A 20,261-nucleotide genomic window follows, 5' to 3' on the forward strand; every position below is an offset into this window, starting at 1 on the left:
CTCAGTGCGCTTCCACGGTCGAAGCCGGAGCGTCCATCTTACCGCGATCGCTCTTCACCCGCTCAACGTGCGGTTTCGACCACGATCCGGTGATCGCATACTCCCGCGCGAACGCGTGCGAGACCGACTGCGTGAAGGCCAGATCGGCCACCAGCGCGCCGAGTCCGAGCAGCGGATTGATCACCGTCGCGGCGATCACGGCGGCGCCGGCGCTAACCGTCGGCACGACCTGGACGTGCAGATCCTGGGTCTCCTGGGCGAGGTCGACCGAGCCTTTCATCTCGGCGCGTGCCGGCGCGGTCACCATTTCGAAGTTCTCGGTGCGGCCAATGCCGTTGTGAATCTGCGCGGTGCCGGTGACGCGTTCAAACGGCAGGCCTTCGCCGATCACGTCGCGGAAGTTCAGGGTGGCGAAGCGCGCGAGGCTCTGCAGACTGAGCACGCCCAGCAGCTTGGCGACGCCCGGATCGACCTTGAGAATCTGGCCGTGACGCAGATCGACGGCGAGATTGCCGTTGAGCGTCGGATAGTCGATCCTGGTCGGGCCGCCCTGCCACACCACCTTGCCCGACAACGAGCCACTGCCGGCCTTGATCGTGCGCGGCTGGCCGAATCGTTCCAGCAGGGCGCCGGCGTCCTTGATGTCGAGCTTGAAATCGAACACGGTACGGCGCGGCGTGGCTTCGACGGCGCTGTTGCCGAGGCCGGTCGAGGTGCGCCAGTTCGCGGTGGCGGTCAGCGTGGCGGCGGGGTTGGTGATGTCGAGCTTATCGAGTTGCCAGACCGGCACGCCGTCTTCCTCGAAGTTGTGCGCGTCGACTTCGAGGCGGCCGATGTTGCGGTCGCGCACGATCAACTCGTTGACCACCAGATCGATAGACGGCATGTTCTGCGCCGGCGCCGACATTGCCTGGCCGAGCAGGTCCTTGTCGGTCGCCGATGGAATCACCACGCGGGCAAAGCGCGCCTGCAGCGTGCCCGGCGACTCTTTCGTCGCGCCCGGCAGCCACGACACATGGCCCGACACCTGGTTCGACGCGATGTTCGCCTGCCAGGTGCGGTCCGTATGGGACGCGCCGACGATCACGCTGTCCCAGTGACGCTTGAGCAGCGTCAGCGTGCCGACGTGCAGCGCGAAGCGACTCGGCAGGAATTGCGCGACGGTGGGGTTCGACACGACCGGCGTCGACGCGGCGGAGCCGGGTGTTTCTTTACTGCGTATTTGCGTGATGGCCGCGCGCCACGCGTCCGCATCGAATGCGTCCAGATCGACGGCGGCGATCACGCCTTCGGACGGCAGGTCGGCGGGCTTGTTCACGCCGACCGCGCCGCGCACGACCGTCGGCGTCGTTTTCGGCTGATAGCGCAGCAGATAGGTGGCGGCGACCGGGCCGAAGGTGAGATCGGCACGCTGCAGTCCCGCTTCGCCCGGTGCGGCGGACGGGCTGACGGCGAAACGCAGCGGCATCGGCGTGCCGACCGGCTTGTTGAACGGCGCGGGAAAGTCGAGCGCGAGGCCGCTCAGATCGGAGTTCGCCGTCACTTCGGGCAGCCGCCCCTTGGCGCCGCGCACGTTGAGTGCATAGGGCGCGCTGCCGCTCATGCGCGTCAGCACCTGCGCGGCCGGGCCATGCAGGTTGAGGCCGCGCGCCGCGTCGACGGCGATATGGCCGCCGAGGTCGAGCGCATAGGTGCCGTCCTTCTTCAATCCGCCGTTCGCATGCACGTCGCCGCCGAGGAATTGCCCGGAGAGCCGGTCCACCTGCGCCGTGTGTTCGGTGAAATGCACCTTGCCCTTCAGTTGCGACAGCGGCGGCACGTTCTCGACGCTCAAGCGATTGTTCTGGAAGCCGACCGCGCCTTCCACGGCGATGTGCGGCTTCGGCGTGCGCGGCACCGTGAGCTGGAGCGCGAGCGACGCGGGCCCTTCGGCGCGCACCTTGTCGGTTTCATGCTTTGCCATGATGCCGAGCGAGCTGGCGTTCACATAGTCGAGCATGTCGGCGAGCGGCCCGTGGCCATCGCCTTTGATGACAAGGCTCGACGCTTTGGTGCCGAGGTCCTCGATCCTGCCGTTGACGCCGATCAGCGCGACCTGCTTGTAATGCGCCCGATCGATGTCGAAGCGCAGTACGTTCTGCTTGAGCTCGAACACGCCGTCGATGCCGTCGAGCGCCGGCCACACGTTCGGCGTGCCGTTCCTCATCTTGCGCGGCGGGAAGGGCGTCGGATCGAACTTGCCGCCCTTGAACGGCGCAACGATATGGAACAGCCCAGCGCTCGGATCGCGCGAGTAGGGGAACTTGGTCAGATCGCCGTGCACCTCGATGGTCGCGCCGTGCGACATGCCGGCCTGCAAGCCGTGGCCCAGATAGATGCGCAGCTTTTCGCCGATGCTGGTCGGCAGATAGCGCACGATGCGCGTCACCTGCGCGCGCTGGAAGTCGGCTTTCAGATCGAGCGAGCCGCGTCCGTGGCCCGGGTTGCTGTAGTCGGCGGAGGCGGTGGCCGCGACGTCGGCGTTCGAGACGGCGAAATCGGCCAGCTTCACGGTGAAGGCCGGGTGGTTCTCGCCCGGCGCTTTCGGCGTAATGGTCCAGTCGGCGCGGCCATGCAGATGGTCGAGCTTCAGCCGCGGATCGTCGAACACGCCCGGCAGCGTAATGGCGACATTAGACGTGTTGAGCAGGGCTGTGCCGTGGGTCTCGTCGGCATCCACCTTGCCCCACAGATTCTCGATGCCGGGAATGCCCGCGCGCGGGTGATTCAGCGGCGTGAGCCCCGGCGGCGGTTCCTGGGCGGCGACGCTGATGCCTTGCAGATCGCCCTTGAAGCGATAGCGCTCGATCGGCTCGGCGCCGCTCGGGCGATGATCGCTGCCTGCTTCGCCCGACTCCGGCTTGCCGCGCTCGACCTCGATGACATAGTTGGCCACCAGACCGCGCGGATTGATACGTACCAGGTTGTTCAGGAGGCGCCGCGGCAGCGGCAACGCACGGCTGAATTCGGCGAGGATGCCGAGGTCGACGCGGTCGCCGCTCACGCTGACGAGTTGCCCGTGTTGCTGCGAGGCGGTCCGGTAGCGGCCATTGAGGATGGTGAACGCGAGCGTGCGGGTGAGCGGCGTGCCGTCGTCGAGCGGCGGCTGGCCGAGTTCGGCGTGCAGATTGGTCAGTTGCAGTTTGTAGTCGCCCTGGTCGGCTTCGAGGCGCCACGAGAAATTGGCGACCGGCACCAGCAGCTTCGGCTGGGTCGGACGCACTCGCAGGGCGACGTCGGTGCCGGCGAGTTGGCCACCCGCCGACTTGATGCGCCCGTCGGCGAAATCGATCCAGATGGCGTTGTCGATACGGCCGGCAAACGTCTCGATCGGAAAATTGACGTAGCGCGCGAGCGTCGGCAGATCGACCGGGCCGGTCGAGACGTACACCTGGCCGGTCCAGTTGATCGGCTTGCCGATCGCGGAGAGCGGCGCGTGTTTGAAGTGCGTGCGGAAATCGAGCGCGCCGTGCAGGACCTGGCCGTCGGCGGGCGCCTGCAGCGCGAGGCGGTGATCGTAGCCGTCGTTGAGAATCGCGATGCGGATGTCGCGCAGCGCCAACTCCGGCGCGTCATGCTGCGCATCACGCCAGCGCAGCGCGCCGCCGCGCACCACGATCGCCTGCTGACGCAGTAGCCAGGTGGACAAGGTGTCGTTGCCGCTGTGGCGAGTCGGCACCGGCACGCCCGCCACCGAAAGCACGCCGTCGCTGCTGCGCGACACCAGCACGTCCGGCTGATCGACGATCAGGCTGGACAGCGCGGGATGAAACTGCCAGAGCGACCGCCACGAGAGCGTGGCGGTGGCGTGGGGAATCGTCAGCGCGGCTTTGCCGTCGTGATCGCGGATCACGAGATCGGTAACGTCGAGGCCCGGCTGGAAGCCGCTCCAATGCGGCGCGAGCTTGCCGATGGTGAACTGCGCGTGCAGCTTTTCTGAAACGGTGGCTTCGATGCGCGGCCGGAACGAGTCGACACGCGGCAGGACCACGTAGCGCAAGCCCAGAAACAGACCCATCGCAATGAAGTACAGGACGAGCGCGAGCGCGAGGACCACGTGCAAGGTCCGACGCAGCACGATGTGGTCGCTTCCGCTCACAGGCCGGACTTGCACAGTTTCGTGCGGGTCGGCGGATTCGTTTCGCTCGGACATGCTGCGGCGGGTGGGCGTATGGTAGTTTTGCGAATTAACGACGAAATGTAACACACGGGAAAGCGTAGGCGGACCTCCTGCAAACCCTGTCTGCATGCCGTCTCGCGACTTCCGCGAGGCTGCCGCGACCGTGCATTACTACGAACTGAACCACGCTGATCAAGCAACGAGCGAGCCAGACCCTTGATGACTGACGCCACTCTCCTGAGTTCCAACTATTCACACTACGCGGCGCGCGCTGCCGCAGCCCGTCCGCAACTCGTGGCGCAGGTGGCGGCGCTGGCGTCCGGGCCGCTCACGCGCGAGCGTATCGACGCGCGGTTCGACGCCTTGTGCGCCGCGGCGGCCGGCGCGGCCGATGCGCCATTGAGTGAAGATGCACTCAAACGGGCCTTGCGCCAACTGCGTACCGAGGTCTTTTGCGCCGTGATGGAGCGTGATCTGGCGGGCGAGGCGGATGTTGCCGAAGTCACCGGCGCGATGACCGACCTGGCGGAGACGACCATCCAGCGTGCGCTCGCGGTCCTGTCCGGTGAACTCGAAACGCTGTACGGCGAGCCGCGCGGGCCGCAAGGCGAACGGCTCTCGCTCGGGGTGGTGGGAATGGGCAAGCTGGGTGGGCGCGAACTGAACGTGTCGTCCGATATCGACTTGATCTTCATTTATGAAGAGGATGGCGAGACTGCCGGTGGCCAGCGTTCGCCGATCGCCACGCAGGACTTTTTCACGCGCCTCGGCAAGCGCCTGATCGGCGCCCTCGCCGAAGTGACCGGCGACGGCTACGTGTTCCGCGTCGATATGCGGCTGCGGCCGAACGGCGACTCGGGGCCGCTCGTGTGCAGTCTCGGCATGCTCGAAGAGTATTTCTACGTGCAAGGCCGCGAGTGGGAGCGCTATGCGTGGATCAAGGGGCGTCTCGTGTCCGAAGGCGCGAGCGATGCGGCGCAACGGCTGCAGAAGCAACTCGATGCGATCGTCACGCCGTTCGTCTACCGCCGCTATCTCGACTTCGGCGTGATCAGCGCGATTCGCGCGCTGCATCTGCAGATTCGCCAGGAGGCGCAGCGGCGCGCGTCGATGCGGCCCGACAAGGCGGACGACATCAAGCTCGGGCGGGGCGGCATCCGCGAAATCGAATTCAGCGCGCAGGTGTTCCAGTTGATTCGTGGCGGCCAGGACGCGGGCTTCCGGGTGCGCCCGACGCTTGCCGTGCTGCGTCACGCGGCCGCGCATGGGCTGATCGACACGTCGGTTTGCGTGAAGCTGTCGCAGGCGTATCGCTTTCTGCGCGAACTCGAGCATCGGCTGCAATATCGCAACGATGCGCAGACCCATGCGATGCCGGTTGATCCCGAGGAACGCGCGGCGCTCGCTCATGCGATGGGTTGCGACGACTACGCCGCGCTGATGGCCAAGCTCGATGCGCATCGCGAATTTGTCGAACAGCAGTTCGATCAGATTTTCGCCGACAAGGTGAGCGGCCGCGACGGTTGTGGCGCACCCGAAGACGGCGCCGCCGCATGGGTCTGGAGCAGCGCGCTCGCCGATGACAGCGCCGACGAAGCCTTGCAGGCGCGCCTCGCCGAACTCGGCGTGGCCGAGCCGGGCGAACTGCTCGCGCGGCTGCGCGCGATCTGGGTGTCGTCGCGTTACGCGGGGCTGGCCGAGCGCAGCCGGCAACGTTTCGATATCGTCGCGCAACGCGCGCTCGAAGCCGCGCGCACGCTGGAGCCTGCCGAGCGGCGCGGCGATACGGTGGCGCGGTTCTTCGACCTGCTCGAAGCGGTGAGCAGGCGCGGTGCGTATCTCGCGCTGCTGACCGAATATCCGCAGGCGCTGCATCGTGTGCTGTCGGTGCTCGGCGGATCGCGCTGGGCGGCCGGCTACCTGATCCGCCATCCGCAATTGCTCGACGAGTTACTGGACGACGAAGCAATCAACAGCCCGTTCGACTGGCCCGAGTTCAAGCGCACACTGCGCCTGCGCCTGGCCGCGGCGGACGGCGTCGAGCAACAGATGGACCTGTTGCGCCATGCCCATCAGGCCGAGGTGTTTCGCATTCTGCTGATCGATCTGGCCGGCAAGCTGAGCGTCGAACATGTGAGCGACCGGCTGTCCGAACTCGCCGATGCCGTGCTAGACGTCACGCTCGAGGCCGTCTGGAACCAATTGCCGAAACGCCATCGTGAGGTGCCGCGTTTCGCGGTGATCGCGTACGGCAAGCTGGGCGGCAAGGAACTGGGCTATGCGTCCGACCTCGACGTGATCTTCCTCTACGACGACCCCGACGACGCCGCAGCCGACGTCTACTCCACTTATACGCGCCGTCTGATCACCTGGCTCACGACCGCAACCGGCGCCGGCACCCTGTTCGACGTCGACTTGCGCCTGCGGCCGAACGGCGAATCGGGCCTGCTCGTCACCGATCTGGACGCGTTCCGCCGTTACCAGTTGCGCGAGGGCGATGCCGCCAATACGGCGTGGGTATGGGAGCACCAGGCATTGAGTCGCGCGCGTTACTGTGCGGGCGATGCCGAGATCGGCGCGAAGTTCGAGGCCATCCGTGAACAGGTGCTGACCACGCCGCGCGAAGCGGTGCCGCTGATGAAGGAGATCGTCGAGATGCGGGCGCGCGTCGAAGCGGGGCATCCGAACCATACGGCGCTGTTCGATCTGAAGCACGATAGCGGCGGCATGGTGGATATCGAGTTCACCGTGCAGTACTGGGTGTTGTTGCATGCGGCGAGCGATCCGGAGCTGATCCGCAATACCGGCAACATCGCGTTGCTGCGGGAAGTGTCGCGCTTCGGCCTGATGAGCGAGGCGGAAGCGGAGACGGTTGGCGCGGCGTATCGCACGTACCGCAAGTTGCAGCACCAGCTGCGGCTGGACGGGATGGAGAAGGCGCGCGTCGAGCCGGCGTTGGTGGCCACCGAGCGTGAGGCGGTGCTGGGGCTGTGGAAGCGTGTGTTTGGTTAAACGCGCGCAGGGGTTTCTCAAGCGGGCCTGTCTGCGGGCGCTTCGAGCGGCGTCGCGGCTTTCACTCTGCCAAGCGGACGACGCGCCCGGCGATTCACCTTTAGCCGTCGTTCGTCGCCGCCAGTGCTCCGATCGCCTGTCGTAGACGGCGAGGGCATCCCCAGCCAACGAACCACTACGCCGCCAGCATTTCCTTCGCATGCTTACGCGTGGTCGGCGTGATCTCCAACCCGCCGAGCATGCGCGCGACTTCCTCGACGCGGCTCGCCTTGTCGAGCGAGGTCACGCTACTCACCGTGCCGCCTTTGCCGTTGCCTGCCTTGGCCACCTGGAAATGATGGTCGCCGCGCGCCGCAACTTGCGGCAAGTGCGTCACGCATAGCACCTGGCGCTGTTGGCCAAGCTGATGCAGGAGCCGCCCGACCACTTCGGCGACGCCGCCGCCGATGCCCGTGTCCACTTCGTCGAAAATCAGCGTGGGTGTCGGGCTGGCGGCGCTGGCGATCACGGCGAGCGCGAGGCTGATCCGCGCCAGTTCCCCGCCTGAGGCGACCTTGGCAAGCGGCCGCAGCGGCACGCCGGCATGACCGGCGACGCGGAACTCGACCTGTTCGAGCCCATGCGCGCCGCCTTCGGGCAGCGGCACCAGCGCGACTTCGAAGCTGCCGCCTTTCATCGACAGTTCCTGCATGCCCGTGGTGACCGCCGCGCCTAGCGCCTTGCCGGCCTTGGCGCGCGCCTTCGAAAGTTTCTTCGCCTCGGTCAGGAAGTCTTCCTTGGCTTTGGCTTCGGCGGCGTGCAGGCTGTCGAGGTCGGCGGCCGCGTCGAGCGCGGCCAGTTGCGCGCGACGCGCCTCGTGTTCCTCAGGCAGCGTTTCCGGCTGCAGACGAAACTTGCGCGCGGCCGAATGCAACGCGTCGAGACGCTTTTCGACTTGCGCCAGCCGGTCCGGATCGAGTTCGAGCTTTTGCGCGTAATGGCTCAGCGAATAAGCCGCTTCCTGCAACTGGATTTCGGCCGGCTCGAGCGCGGCCAGCACGTCGTTCAAGGCCGGATCGATCTCCGCCAGATCGCGCACCTTCGAGACGATCGAGGACAGATGCGTGATCATCGCCTCGTCCGATTCGGATAGCGCGCCGAGCGCGCCTTGCACGCCGTCGATCAGATTGGCCGAATGCGACAGCCGCCGATGCTCGGTGTTGACCTCTTCCCACTCACCCGGCTGCGGCGCGAGCTTGTCCAGTTCGGTGAGCTGCCAGGCGAGCCGCTCGCGCTCGAGTTGCAGTTCACGGTCACGCGTTTGCGCGTGCTCGATCGCCTGAACCTTCTCGCGCCATGCGCGCCATGCCCGCGTGACGGTCGCTGCGGTGTCGGACAGGCCCGCGTGGGTATCGAACAATTCGCGTTGCGCGTCGGGGCGCATCAGCAACTGGTGCGCGTGCTGACCATGAATATCCACCAGCATTTCGCCGACCTCGCGCAACTGCGCGAGCGTCGCCGCGGTGCCGTTGATGAAGGCCCGCGAGCGGCCGTTGGCGTCCACCACGCGCCGTAGCATCACCGTGCCACCGTGATGGCCGTCGTCGCCGGTCGTGCCGAGCGCCTGCTCGTCAAGCCATTGCTCGACCTGCAGATGAGTCTCGAACTCCGCGGTGATGTCGGCGCGGCTTTCGCCGGTGCGCACGACGTTCGCATCGGCGCGGGCGCCGAGCGCGAGCGCCAGCGCGTCGATCAGGATCGACTTGCCGGCGCCGGTTTCGCCGGAGAAAACAGTAAAGCCGCTGTCGAATTCGAGATCGAGCGCGGCGACGATGACGAAGTCGCGTATCGAGAGGTGGCGAAGCATGGAGGTCGTCTGGTGAGCTTGATGTTCGGGTTTCGGCAGCGGCGGCGTTCGCGTTCCGGTGTCCTTGCCGCTCAGGGCTTCGGGTCTTCTTCGTGCGACGGGTATTCGTTCCAGTGCAGCTTCTTGCGCAGCGTGGCGAAGTAGCTGTAGCCGACGGGATGCAGCATCGGCACCGTATGACGTGAGCGGCGCACTTCGATCGTGTCGCTCAGTTCGAGCGACGTGAACGACTGCATGTCGAAATTGACGTTCACTTCGCGCCCCGAGACGATCTGGATGCTCACCTTCGAGTCGTCCGGCAGCACGATCGGCCGGTTCGAGAGCGCGTGCGGCGCGATCGGCACCAGCACGATCCCCTGCAATTGCGGATGCAGAATCGGCCCTTGCGACGACAGCGCGTAAGCGGTCGAGCCGGTGGGCGTAGCCACGATCAGACCGTCCGAGCGCTGGTTGTACATGAAGCGGCCGTCCACCGAGACATGCAGTTCCGCCATGCCCGAGAAGCCGCTGCGGTTGACCACCACGTCGTTGAAGGCCAGCGCGTGATAGATCGGATTGCCGCCGCGCATGATGCGCGCTTCGAGCAGCACGCGTTCCTCGCGCTCGAAATTGCCCGACAGCATTTGCGGCACGATCTCGCGCATGTCGGAGATCGGAATGTCGGTAATGAAGCCGAGGCGCCCGTGGTTGATGCCGATCAGGGGCGTGCGATACGGCGCGAGCTGGCGGCCGATGCCGAGCATGGTGCCGTCGCCGCCCAGCACCACGGCCACGTCGGCACGCGCGCCGATCTCGGCGGGACGCAGCGCCGGATAATCGGTGACGCCGATCTCGGCGGCGGTGTCGGCTTCGAACACGACTTCGAAGCCGCGCTTCGCGATGCACGAGGCGAGCGCGGTCAACGGCTCGGCGATGCCCGGCGTATTGTTGCGCCCGACGAGCGCGACGGTCTTGAACTGGCTGGTCACTTGCATGCCGGCATTACACCATAGGTAGGGCCTGAAAAGAACCGCAGACAGACCCGGTAGCGGGCCGGCGCGCGCGGGCCATCAGCGCATCTCGCGATTATCGTTAGAATGGTGAAGCCTTGATGACATATGCGCCGGCTAAAGTGCGGCGGGGTGCCGGCAGCCGGGCCGCCCAGAAGGTGGCCCGCAAGGTGGTCCGCAAAGCGCCGGGCGGAACGCCGGCTAGCAGGCCGGACCGAAGGCAATGCGCCGCGCTGGCAAGTGGCGGCGCGTTCGTCAGGGATGGGCGCCCCTAGCGCTCGCGGTAGTCGTGCCATTGAGCTAAAATTTTCCGTCATGCTAGATCCTCGCGCACAAACCCTCCTCAAAACGCTGATCGAGCGCTACATCGCCGAAGGTCAGCCGGTCGGCTCGCGCACGTTGTCGCGCTATTCGGGCCTCGAACTGAGTCCCGCAACGATCCGCAACGTGATGTCCGACCTCGAGGACCTGGGGCTCGTGATCAGTCCGCATACTTCCGCGGGCCGCATTCCCACGCCGCGCGGCTACCGCCTGTTCGTGGACACCATGCTCACAGTGGAGTCCGCCGCGGACGAAGAAGCCGTGACGCGTACCGTGAAGACTACGCTGCAGGCGGGCGACCCGCAGAAAATCGTCGCGGCGGCGGCGAGCGTGCTCTCCAATCTGTCGCAGTTCGCCGGCGTGGTGCTCACGCCGAGGCGCAGTCACGTGTTCAAGCAGATCGAGTTCATGCGTTTGTCCGACAAGCGCATTCTGCTGATCATCGTCACGCCGGAAGGCGACGTGCAGAACCGCATCATGGCGACCCAGCGCGATTTCTCGCCGTCGCAACTGGTCGAAGCCTCGAACTACATCAACGCGCACTTCGCGGGCCTTTCGTTCGACGACGTGCGCCGCCGCCTGCGCGAAGAAATCGACGAACTGCGCGGCGACATGACCACGCTGATGCACGCCGCCGTCACGGCCAGCACGGACGAATCCGACACGGGCGAGACCGTGCTGATTTCCGGCGAGCGCAACCTGCTCGAAGTGGCCGACCTTTCGTCGGACATGGCGCGCTTGCGCAAGCTGTTCGATGTGTTCGACCAAAAGACCAGTCTCCTTCAATTGCTCGACGTGTCGAGTCACGCGGCGGGTGTGCAGATTTTCATCGGCGGCGAGTCGAATCTCGTACCGATCGAGGAAATGAGCGTGGTCACCGCGCCGTACGAGGTGAACGGCAAGATCGTCGGCACGCTCGGCGTGATCGGGCCGACCCGCATGGCCTACAACCGTGTGATTCCGATTGTGGACATCACCGCGCGCCTGCTTTCCCTGACTCTCAGCCAGCAATAAACAGCTTCGACTCCTGGCCGCGGCGGTGCCTGCTGCAAATAATGCGTGAGCGCGCGCGGCTTGCCAATTGGCCGAATGGCCAGGGGTGTCCGGCGGACCGGTGCATGAACCGCGCCGCTATAATGAATCCCACCTGAACCGACTCTCCGCCAAAACCGGTTATTTCTGCTGCCTATGCGCTTCGACCTCGAGCGGCCCTCACAGAACGCCACGTCACACCGTGTCGCCGTGCTGCTGATCAATCTCGGCACGCCCGACGCGCCGACGCCGCGTGCGGTCCGCCGCTATCTCGCGCAGTTTCTGTCCGATCCGCGCGTGGTCGAAATTCCGGCGCTGCTCTGGCAGATCATCCTGCGGCTGTTGATTTTGCCGGTTCGGGGCCGCGCCTCCGCCAAGAAGTACGCCGCGGTGTGGATGCCCGAAGGCTCGCCGCTGCGGGTCCACACGGAGAAGCAGGTGGAAGGCTTGCGCCATCTGCTGCAATTGAACGACTACACGGTACTGGTCGATTACGCGATGCGCTACGGCACGCCGGGCATTCCGGCCATGCTGAACCAGCTCAAGCTGGCGGGCGCCGAGCGCGTGCTGCTGATGCCCATGTATCCGCAGTATTCGTCGTCGACCACCGCCACCGCGTTCGACGAAGCCTTTTCGGCGCTCAAGCGCATGCGTAATCAGCCGGAGATCCGCACGGTTCGGCAGTACGCCGACCATCCGGCGTACATTGCGGCGCTTGCCGCGCAGGTGCATCACTATTGGCATCAGCACGGCCGGCCGGATTTCGCCGCGGGCGACAAGCTGGTGCTGAGTTTTCACGGCGTGCCCAAGCGCACGCTGGATCTCGGCGACCCATACCACGAGCAATGCCAGCAAACCGGCGCGCTGCTGATGCAGGCGCTCGAACTGACGCAGGTGGAATGCCGCATCACGTTCCAGTCGCGTTTTGGCAAGGCCGAATGGCTGCAGCCGTACACGGCGCCGACGTTGAAGGAACTGGGCGCGGCGGGCGTGCGGCGCGCCGATGTGTTCTGTCCGGGCTTTACGGCCGATTGCCTTGAAACTATCGAGGAAATCGGCATGGAAGTGCGCGACGAATTCCTCCACGCGGGCGGCAAGGATTTCCATCGGATTCCCTGCTTGAACGCTTCACAGGCGTGGATTGCCGCGCTGGGCGAAATCGTCGCGCAGAACCTGCAAGGCTGGCCGGTGCAGGCGCTGCCGGTGCCGCATACGACAGGAGCTTGAACAGGCTCATGAATTACAGGATTTCAACCGAAGCAGGCGCGAAGCTGCGCATCGACAAATGGCTTTGGGCGGCGCGCTTCTTCAAGACGCGCTCGCTCGCCGCGGACGCCGTCGAAAAAGGGCATGTGCGTATTGGCGGCGCCAGCGTCAAGCCGGCCAAAGACGTGCGGGTCGGCGACCTGGTCGAGATCGAGATCGAGCGGATTGTGTGGCAGGTGGAAGTGCTGGGCGTGTGCGACGTGCGCGGCCCGGCGAGCGTCGCGCAGACGCTTTATGCGGAAACCGAAGCGAGCAAGGTGAAGCGGCAGGTCGAGCAGGAGCGGCGCAAGACGTATCGCGAACCGGCGGCCGCGTTGCACGGCCGGCCGACCAAACGCGACAGGCGCACTATCGACAAACTTTCAGGTGGGGGTTGAACAGCTGTTCCATGGTCGCGTGCACACCGCCGTATTCGGTAGTGTGGTCGTTGACAGCCCCGGACATGCAGATGGTCGTGGTGCCCGCAATCAGAACCAATGCGACCACCGAGATTGCAAAGGTCAGTTTCACGGTACTCCCCTCGGGAAGGTTCAGGATAAAGACGGGCGAATCGGGTGGAAATTGCAATATGTCGGAAAGGTTTACGTCAGATTAGGGTTAACGCGTCTTTTCCGATGCTTTAATGGAGCATAGGCCACTTGTCGGCCGCACTCAATCTCAATCTGATTGCGCAGCAAAAATGGTTGTAACCGGGCATTTCCGCCGCACGTCCGTGGTACGAAAAGATCCGGGAGAACCGCTTGAAATGGTTGTTCCCGGCCTCATCTGCCGTTCTGATTTGCGGTGACTCGCGAAGTTGTCTGTCGCGATTTTGCAACGCACAAACCGCGCCAGGTTTGATGCGCTGCCTGCCACCGTTGGCTTTTACCTCGCTTTCACCCATTTAACGACTTTCAGCGACATGGAAAACACGCAAGAGAACCCGACGAGCCAGAATCCCACGCCCGCCGACGAAACCGCGCGCCAGGCCGCCGAGGCCGCGGCACCTCAGCAGGAAGCGGCCGCCAACGCCGCGACCGACTCGCCGGTCAACGCCGAGCAAGCGGCCTTGGCCGAAGCTGAAGCGAAGATCGCCGAGTTGCAGGAAAGCTTCCTGCGGGCCAAGGCTGAAACCGAAAACGTTCGCCGCCGCGCTCAGGAAGACGTCGCCAAGGCGCACAAGTTTGCGATCGAGAGTTTCGCCGAGCATCTGCTGCCGGTGATCGACAGCCTCGAGGCAGCCGTTACCCACTCGTCCGACGATCTGCAGAAGGTTCGCGAAGGCGTCGAACTCACGCTGCGTCAGCTCACCGGCGCACTGGAAAAGGGCCGCGTCGTCGCCCTGAATCCGATTGGCGAGAAGTTCGACCCGCATCGCCATCAGGCCATTTCCATGGTGCCGGCCGAACAGGAGCCGAACACCGTGGTGGCCGTGCTGCAAAAGGGTTTCGTGATCGCCGATCGCGTGCTGCGTCCGGCACTCGTGACCGTCGCCGCACCGAAGTAAGCGCCAGAAGGCTCGGCAAGCCGTTTCGTCCGGCTGGCAGCGTCATGGCCGACCTTCCCGTCGACCCACCGCGTTCGGCGTCTTCGAGACGCAGGAACTCAGCGCCGGGTAATTCGATGCCGGGCGGCGAGCATCGCGAACTGGGCCGGCGCTTCATGCTGCACGGCGTGCCCACATGGTTTTTCTTGTACTGCGGCAAGCGGCTCGGCCGGGCAACGGGCTGGCACGGCCGGGCCGTGGGCAGTGTCAGGCCGCGGCCGCACAGGGGAAGATTGGCGCAGTCAATGCGGCCAAGGCGATCGGCGCCGCGAACGTCCCGCAGGCTGATGGAACAAATTCGGGCAAAAGTTCGACCGATTGAAAAAAATTAAAGACCGCATCGTAAAAGAGGTCTTGAAAACGATGCGGACGCACTTATGTTGAGTGCAGGTAGGAATTGAGAGCGGATCGCCTTACCGCCAGCTGGGCAAACAAGGCGCTTCCCGCAGCGATCAAAGTTAGGAGAATAGTGAAAATGGGCAAAATCATCGGCATCGACCTCGGCACGACCAACTCGTGCGTGGCGATCATGGAAGGCAATTCGGTCAAGGTGATCGAGAACTCGGAAGGCGCGCGCACCACGCCGTCGATCATCGCTTACATGGAAGACGGCGAGATTCTCGTCGGCGCGCCTGCGAAGCGTCAGTCGGTCACGAACCCGAAGAACACGCTGTACGCGGTCAAGCGCCTGATCGGCCGCCGCTTCGAAGAAAAAGAAGTGCAGAAGGACATCGGCCTGATGCCGTACAAGATCATGAAGGCCGACAACGGCGACGCATGGATCGAAGTGCGCGACCAGAAGCTCGCACCGCCGCAAATCTCCGCGGAAACGCTGCGCAAGATGAAGAAGACCGCTGAAGATTACCTCGGCGAGCCGGTCACGGAAGCCGTGATCACGGTTCCCGCGTACTTCAACGACAGCCAGCGCCAGGCAACCAAGGATGCAGGCCGCATCGCCGGTCTGGAAGTGAAGCGGATCATCAACGAACCGACCGCAGCCGCTCTGGCATTCGGTCTGGACAAGGCCGAAAAGGGCGACCGCAAGATCGCGGTGTATGACCTGGGCGGCGGTACGTTCGACGTGTCGATCATCGAAATCGCTGACGTCGACGGTGAAATGCAGTTCGAAGTGCTTTCCACGAACGGCGATACGTTCCTGGGCGGCGAAGACTTCGACCAGCGCATCATCGATTACATCATTGCCGAGTTCAAGAAAGAACAGGGCGTGGATCTGTCGAAAGACGTGCTCGCGCTGCAACGCCTGAAGGAATCGGCTGAAAAGGCGAAGATCGAGTTGTCGTCGAGCCAGCAAACCGAAATCAACCTGCCGTACATCACGGCCGACGCGTCGGGTCCGAAGCACTTGAACCTGAAAATTACGCGTGCGAAGCTGGAAGCGCTGGTTGAAGAGCTGATCGAACGCACGATCGAACCGTGCCGCACGGCGATCAAGGACGCAGGCGTGAAGGTCGGCGAGATCGACGACGTGATTCTGGTCGGCGGTATGACCCGCATGCCGAAGGTGCAGGACAAGGTCAAGGAGTTCTTCGGCAAGGATCCGCGTCGTGACGTGAACCCGGACGAAGCCGTGGCTGTCGGCGCCGCGATTCAAGGCCAGGTTCTGTCGGGCGACCGCAAGGACGTTCTGCTGCTCGACGTGACCCCGCTGTCGCTCGGCATCGAAACGCTCGGCGGCGTGATGACGAAGATGATCAACAAGAACACCACGATCCCGACCAAGCACGCACAGGTCTACTCGACGGCTGACGACAATCAGGGCGCCGTGACGATCAAGGTGTTCCAGGGCGAACGCGAAATGGCAGCGGGCAACAAGCTGCTGGGCGAGTTCAACCTGGAAGGCATTCCGCCGGCACCGCGCGGCACGCCGCAGATCGAGGTGAGCTTCGACATCGACGCGAACGGCATTCTGCACGTCGGCGCGAAAGACAAGGCGACCGGCAAGGAAAACCGCATCACGATCAAGGCGAACTCGGGTCTGTCCGAAGCCGAAATCGAGAAGATGGTGAAGGACGCCGAAGCGAACGCGGAAGAAGATCACAAGCTGCGTGAACTGGCCGATGCCCGCAATCAGGGCGACGCGCTGGTCCACAGCACGAAGAAGGCGCTCACCGAATACGGCGACAAGCTGGAAGCTTCTGAGAAGGAAAAGATCGAAGCCGCGCTGAAGGACCTCGAAGAAACGCTGAAGAGCGGTTCGAGCGACAAGGCCGCGATCGAAGCCAAGATCGAAGTGGTGGCCACCGCCTCGCAGAAGATGGGCGAGAAGATGTACGCCGACATGCAGGCTGCGCAAGGTGCGGAAGCAGCGGCAGCGGGCGCGGCAGGCGCGGGCGCTTCGGCTGGTGGCGCGAGCCAGCAGCAGGACGACGTGGTCGACGCCGAGTTCAAGGAAGTCAAGAAAGACTAAAGCCAGGTCGCGTTTCGACCGTAAAGCCGCACACAGCCTTGTGTGCGGCCCGGCTGCACCAGAGACCGCGCCTGCTTTGTCGAACGGCAGGACAGCAGAAACGTGCAAGAGCGGTTATCACGCCTGGCGAGCCTTTTAGGCTCTCCGGGCACATTTGTTTTATGGAGGGCGTTGTTTTGAGCCGCATTCAGGCGGCATGAAACGACGGCCGGACGAGTCGTGAGACTCCAGCATTCAAGAGGAGCCACCGTGCGCATTGCGCGAGTGGCGTTGAACCGATATGGCGAAACGGGATTACTACGAGGTTCTGGGCGTCGCAAAGAACGCGAGCGACGACGAAATCAAGAAGGCTTATCGCAAGCTTGCGATGAAGCACCACCCCGACCGCAATCCGGGCAACAAGGATGCGGAAGGGCATTTCAAAGAGGTGAAGGAAGCCTATGAAATGCTGTCGGACTCGCAAAAGCGTGCCGCGTACGATCAGTACGGCCACGCGGGCGTCGATCCGAACATGGGCGGTGCCGGGGCGCAAGGCTTCGGCGGTTTTGCCGACGCATTCGGCGATATTTTCGGCGACATCTTCGGCCAGGCGGCCGGTGGTGCCGCACGCGGCGGTGGCGGCCGCGCCGGCCCGCAGGTGTATCGCGGCGCCGATCTGCGCTACAGCATGGAAATCACGCTGGAACAGGCCGCACACGGCTACGACACACAGATTCGCGTGCCGAGCTGGGTGTCGTGCGAAATCTGTCACGGTTCGGGCGCCAAGCCCGGCACCAAGCCGGAAACCTGCCCGACCTGCAGCGGTTCGGGTTCGGTGCGGATGTCGCAAGGCTTTTTCAGCATTCAGCAAACCTGCCCGAAGTGCCACGGCACCGGCACCTACATTCCTGACCCGTGCGGCCACTGCCACGGCGCGGGCAAGGTGAAGGAAACCAAGACGCTGGAAGTGAAGATCCCGGCAGGTATCGACGACGGCATGCGTATCCGTTCCGCCGGCAACGGCGAGCCGGGTATCAACGGCGGGCCGTCGGGCGATCTGTACGTCGAGATTCACATCAAACAGCACTCGGTGTTCGAGCGCGACGGCGACGATCTGCATTGCCAGATGCCGATTCCGTTCACCACCGCGGCGCTCGGCGGCGAAATCGAAGTGCCGACCCTCGCGGGCCGCGCCAGCTTCACCGTGCCGGAAGGCACGCAGTCGGGCAAGACATTCCGTCTGCGCGGCAAGGGCATCAAGGGGCTGCGTTCGAGCATTGCCGGCGATCTGTACGTGCACGTGCAAGTCGAAACGCCGGTCAAGCTCACCGAGCCGCAACGCGATCTGCTCAAGCAGTTCGAGAAGGCGCTGGTCGAGGGTGGCTCGCGGCATAGCCCGCAAAGCAAGAGCTGGTTCGACCGGGTGAAGAGTTTCTTCGACTAATGGCAGTTTGAAGTTGGCGGTAGGTATGACGGCAGATGAGCGCGGCGCGGTGTTCGCGTTGCTCGACGATTGCGACGCGACGGCGGCGCGCCGTTCGAGTCGTCTGTACACAGGTTTTGTGCATGAACGGGTGTGCGCGGATGCCGCGCAGCTCGAAGCCGTGTGCGAGACCGTGGCCGCGGAGATGCAGCGAGGTTTGCATGCCGTCGTGCTCGCCGACTATGAGTTCGGCCGGAATCTTCTCGACGGAGAAGCACATCGGTCTCTGAAAACGCAGCGTGGCGGTGCCGCGCTGCGTTTTTTATTGTTCGAACGTTGCGAGAAGCTTGCTCGCGAAGAGGTCGACGCGTGGCTCATGGCGCGCGATGAAGGCGCGGCTGAGCCATCGGTGGCGGGCACGGCCAACGTGCGCGCGAGCGTCGATCCCGCGCAGTTCAATGCGGCGATCGATGCGATTCACTCGGCCCTGCGCGTGGGCGATTCCTATCAGGTCAACTACACGTATCGGCTTGGCTTCGATGTATTCGGCTCGCCGACCGCGCTGTATCGGCGGTTGAGAGCGCGTCAGCCGGTGCCGTATGGCGCGCTGATCGCGTTGCCGGACGAACAGTGGGTGCTGTCCTGCTCTCCGGAGCTCTTCATCGAGAAGCAGGGCACGACGTTGCGTGCGCGGCCGATGAAAGGCACGGCGCCGCGCTCGGACGACCCGGCGGCGGACCGCCGCGCTGCCGAATTCCTCGGCAACGATCCGAAGAACCGCGCCGAAAACGTGATGATCGTCGACCTGTTGCGCAATGATCTGTCGCGGGTGGCGCAAACGGGCTCGGTCAAGGTGCCGGCGCTGTTTTCGGTCGAGCCGTATGCGTCGGTGTGGCAGATGACTTCGACGGTGGAGGCAACGTTGAAGCACGCCGCGTCGTTCGCTCAGATACTGCGTGCGCTGTTTCCGTGCGGCTCGATCACCGGCGCGCCGAAGCATCGCACGATGCAGTTGATCGATGAACTCGAGAGCACGCCGCGCGGGCTCTATACCGGCGCGATTGGCTGGCTGGACGCGCCTTCAACGGCTGCCGACGCCGCAAACGCAACCACGCGTTCTGCGATCGAAACCGCCGCCTGCGGCGACTTCTGCCTTTCCGTCGCGATCCGCACGTTGACATTGAGCCGGTCGACGCAAACCGGCCAACTGGAAGGCAAGATGGGCGTCGGCGCGGGCATCGTGCTCGATAGCGTCGCCACGGACGAATACGCGGAGTGCCAATTGAAGGCCAGCTTTCTGACCGGCGCCGACCCGGGTTTCGAGCTATTCGAAACGATGTATGCGACACGCGAAGAGGGCGTGCGGCATCTGTCGCGCCATCTCGCACGACTGTCGTCGAGCGCCGCGACGCTCGGCTTCAAACTCGACGACGCAAACGTCATTAGCGCAGAGATCGTGGCGAAGTGTGCGTCGTTGCCCGCGCACACGCCGCATCGCATGCGGCTTGCGTTGAGCAAAAACGGCACGATCCAGATCACTGCCGCGGTGTTGACGCCGCTAGCCGAATCGACCGTCGGCGTGCTGATTGGACCCGATCACGCTTTCCCTGCAACCGACGCCGCCGACCCGCTACTTCGTCACAAAACCACGCGCCGCGCCGAATACGATCGAGGCTGGCGCGAAGCCGAAGCGATGGGCGCATTCGACACGTTGTTCTTCAACGCGCAAGGCGAGTTGACCGAAGGCGGCCGCTCGAATGTTTTTGTGAAGCTGGCCGGCCGCTGGTGGACACCGCCGCTTGCGTCGGGCGTGCTGCCCGGCGTGATGCGCAGCGTTTTGCTTGAGGACGACGCGTCGGATTTGCTGGCGGGCGAACGTGTACTGACCCGGACCGATCTGCGAAACGCCGAAGCGCTAATGGTGTGCAATGCACTGCGAGGCGCAGTGCCGGCGCGGATTGTGGACTGAGAGAGACCGGAGAGTAAGCCGCTAACGGTAGCAGGTAACGCAGCGCGGGCCTGCCGCTCAAACTTCAGCCGTGGAGAACACGCAGCAAGCGGGACATCCAACCGCTCAGGCGCGCATGCCAAGTGGATTCCCGCGCGTCATGCGGTACGGTGGCGTGATCGCGGATTCCCGCAACATCGATCAGGCAAAATGGGCTCATGGTCGTCTCTCCTCGGCTCGCGGCCAAGCCGCATTAACAGGAAGACGAAGATAGACAACCGGTATTGCATGCGATATCGGATCGGTTTCAAAACGGGCACGAAGATGCTTATC

11 protein-coding genes and 1 pseudogene are annotated in these 20,261 nt (G+C 64.3%); 9 read left to right on the forward strand and 3 right to left on the reverse strand.

Annotated features, from left to right (window positions below; genetic code table 11):
- Nucleotide 1: 1 nt before the first annotated feature.
- Entirely contained in the window at nucleotides 2-4,192 is a 4,191-nt protein-coding gene (locus PQR42_RS30905; RefSeq protein WP_408390119.1) for a YhdP family protein, read from the reverse strand.
- Between the two features lie 186 nt (nucleotides 4,193-4,378).
- Between PQR42_RS30905 and glnE the strand changes: the two genes are divergently transcribed.
- Entirely contained in the window at nucleotides 4,379-7,171 is a 2,793-nt protein-coding gene (gene glnE, locus PQR42_RS30910; RefSeq protein WP_408216894.1) for a bifunctional [glutamate--ammonia ligase]-adenylyl-L-tyrosine phosphorylase/[glutamate--ammonia-ligase] adenylyltransferase, read from the forward strand.
- Nucleotides 7,172-7,346: 175 nt separating this feature from the next.
- Here glnE and recN read toward each other — a convergent pair whose 3' ends face one another.
- Together recN and PQR42_RS30920 are read right to left on the reverse strand one after the other, a co-directional pair.
- On the reverse strand, nucleotides 7,347-9,017 hold the full coding sequence (gene recN / locus PQR42_RS30915; protein ID WP_408390122.1) for a DNA repair protein RecN: 1,671 nt from the start codon (nucleotides 9,015-9,017) through the stop codon (nucleotides 7,347-7,349).
- Nucleotides 9,018-9,088: 71 nt separating this feature from the next.
- On the reverse strand, nucleotides 9,089-9,991 hold the full coding sequence (locus tag PQR42_RS30920; RefSeq protein ID WP_168792627.1) for an NAD kinase: 903 nt from the start codon (nucleotides 9,989-9,991) through the stop codon (nucleotides 9,089-9,091).
- Nucleotides 9,992-10,321: 330 nt separating this feature from the next.
- On the opposite strand from PQR42_RS30920, the gene hrcA reads away from it, so the two are divergent.
- The 8 genes and pseudogenes from hrcA (at nucleotide 10,322) to pabB (ending at nucleotide 19,949) form a co-directional block, all read left to right on the forward strand.
- Nucleotides 10,322-11,341: a heat-inducible transcriptional repressor HrcA gene (gene hrcA, locus PQR42_RS30925; protein ID WP_408216890.1), complete on the forward strand. Its 1,020-nt coding sequence runs from the start codon at nucleotides 10,322-10,324 to the stop codon at nucleotides 11,339-11,341.
- Between the two features lie 174 nt (nucleotides 11,342-11,515).
- Entirely contained in the window at nucleotides 11,516-12,586 is a 1,071-nt protein-coding gene (gene hemH, locus PQR42_RS30930; protein ID WP_408216887.1) for a ferrochelatase, read from the forward strand.
- A gap of 8 nt (nucleotides 12,587-12,594) precedes the next feature.
- Nucleotides 12,595-13,002: an RNA-binding S4 domain-containing protein gene (locus PQR42_RS30935; RefSeq protein WP_408226906.1), complete on the forward strand. Its 408-nt coding sequence runs from the start codon at nucleotides 12,595-12,597 to the stop codon at nucleotides 13,000-13,002.
- A gap of 524 nt (nucleotides 13,003-13,526) precedes the next feature.
- Nucleotides 13,527-14,111 carry a nucleotide exchange factor GrpE gene (grpE, locus tag PQR42_RS30940; protein ID WP_408216881.1) on the forward strand — a complete coding sequence of 195 codons (585 nt, stop codon included), beginning with the start codon at nucleotides 13,527-13,529 and terminating at the stop codon, nucleotides 14,109-14,111.
- Nucleotides 14,112-14,239: 128 nt separating this feature from the next.
- Nucleotides 14,240-14,472 (forward strand): annotated as a pseudogene (locus tag PQR42_RS30945) (thioredoxin family protein); the annotation flags it as partial.
- A 153-nt stretch (nucleotides 14,473-14,625) separates the two neighbouring features.
- Entirely contained in the window at nucleotides 14,626-16,578 is a 1,953-nt protein-coding gene (dnaK, locus tag PQR42_RS30950) for a molecular chaperone DnaK (RefSeq protein ID WP_408216878.1), read from the forward strand.
- Nucleotides 16,579-16,858: 280 nt separating this feature from the next.
- Complete coding sequence (dnaJ, locus tag PQR42_RS30955) at nucleotides 16,859-18,001, forward strand: molecular chaperone DnaJ (RefSeq protein WP_091796668.1); 1,143 nt, start codon at nucleotides 16,859-16,861, stop codon at nucleotides 17,999-18,001.
- Between the two features lie 25 nt (nucleotides 18,002-18,026).
- Nucleotides 18,027-19,949, forward strand: a complete 1,923-nt coding sequence (gene pabB, locus PQR42_RS30960) for an aminodeoxychorismate synthase component I (protein WP_408390125.1) — start codon at nucleotides 18,027-18,029, stop codon at nucleotides 19,947-19,949.
- Nucleotides 19,950-20,261: the final 312 nt, after the last annotated feature.

This window comes from Paraburkholderia sediminicola, assembly GCF_046027355.1.
Classification (GTDB): domain Bacteria; phylum Pseudomonadota; class Gammaproteobacteria; order Burkholderiales; family Burkholderiaceae; genus Paraburkholderia; species Paraburkholderia sediminicola_B.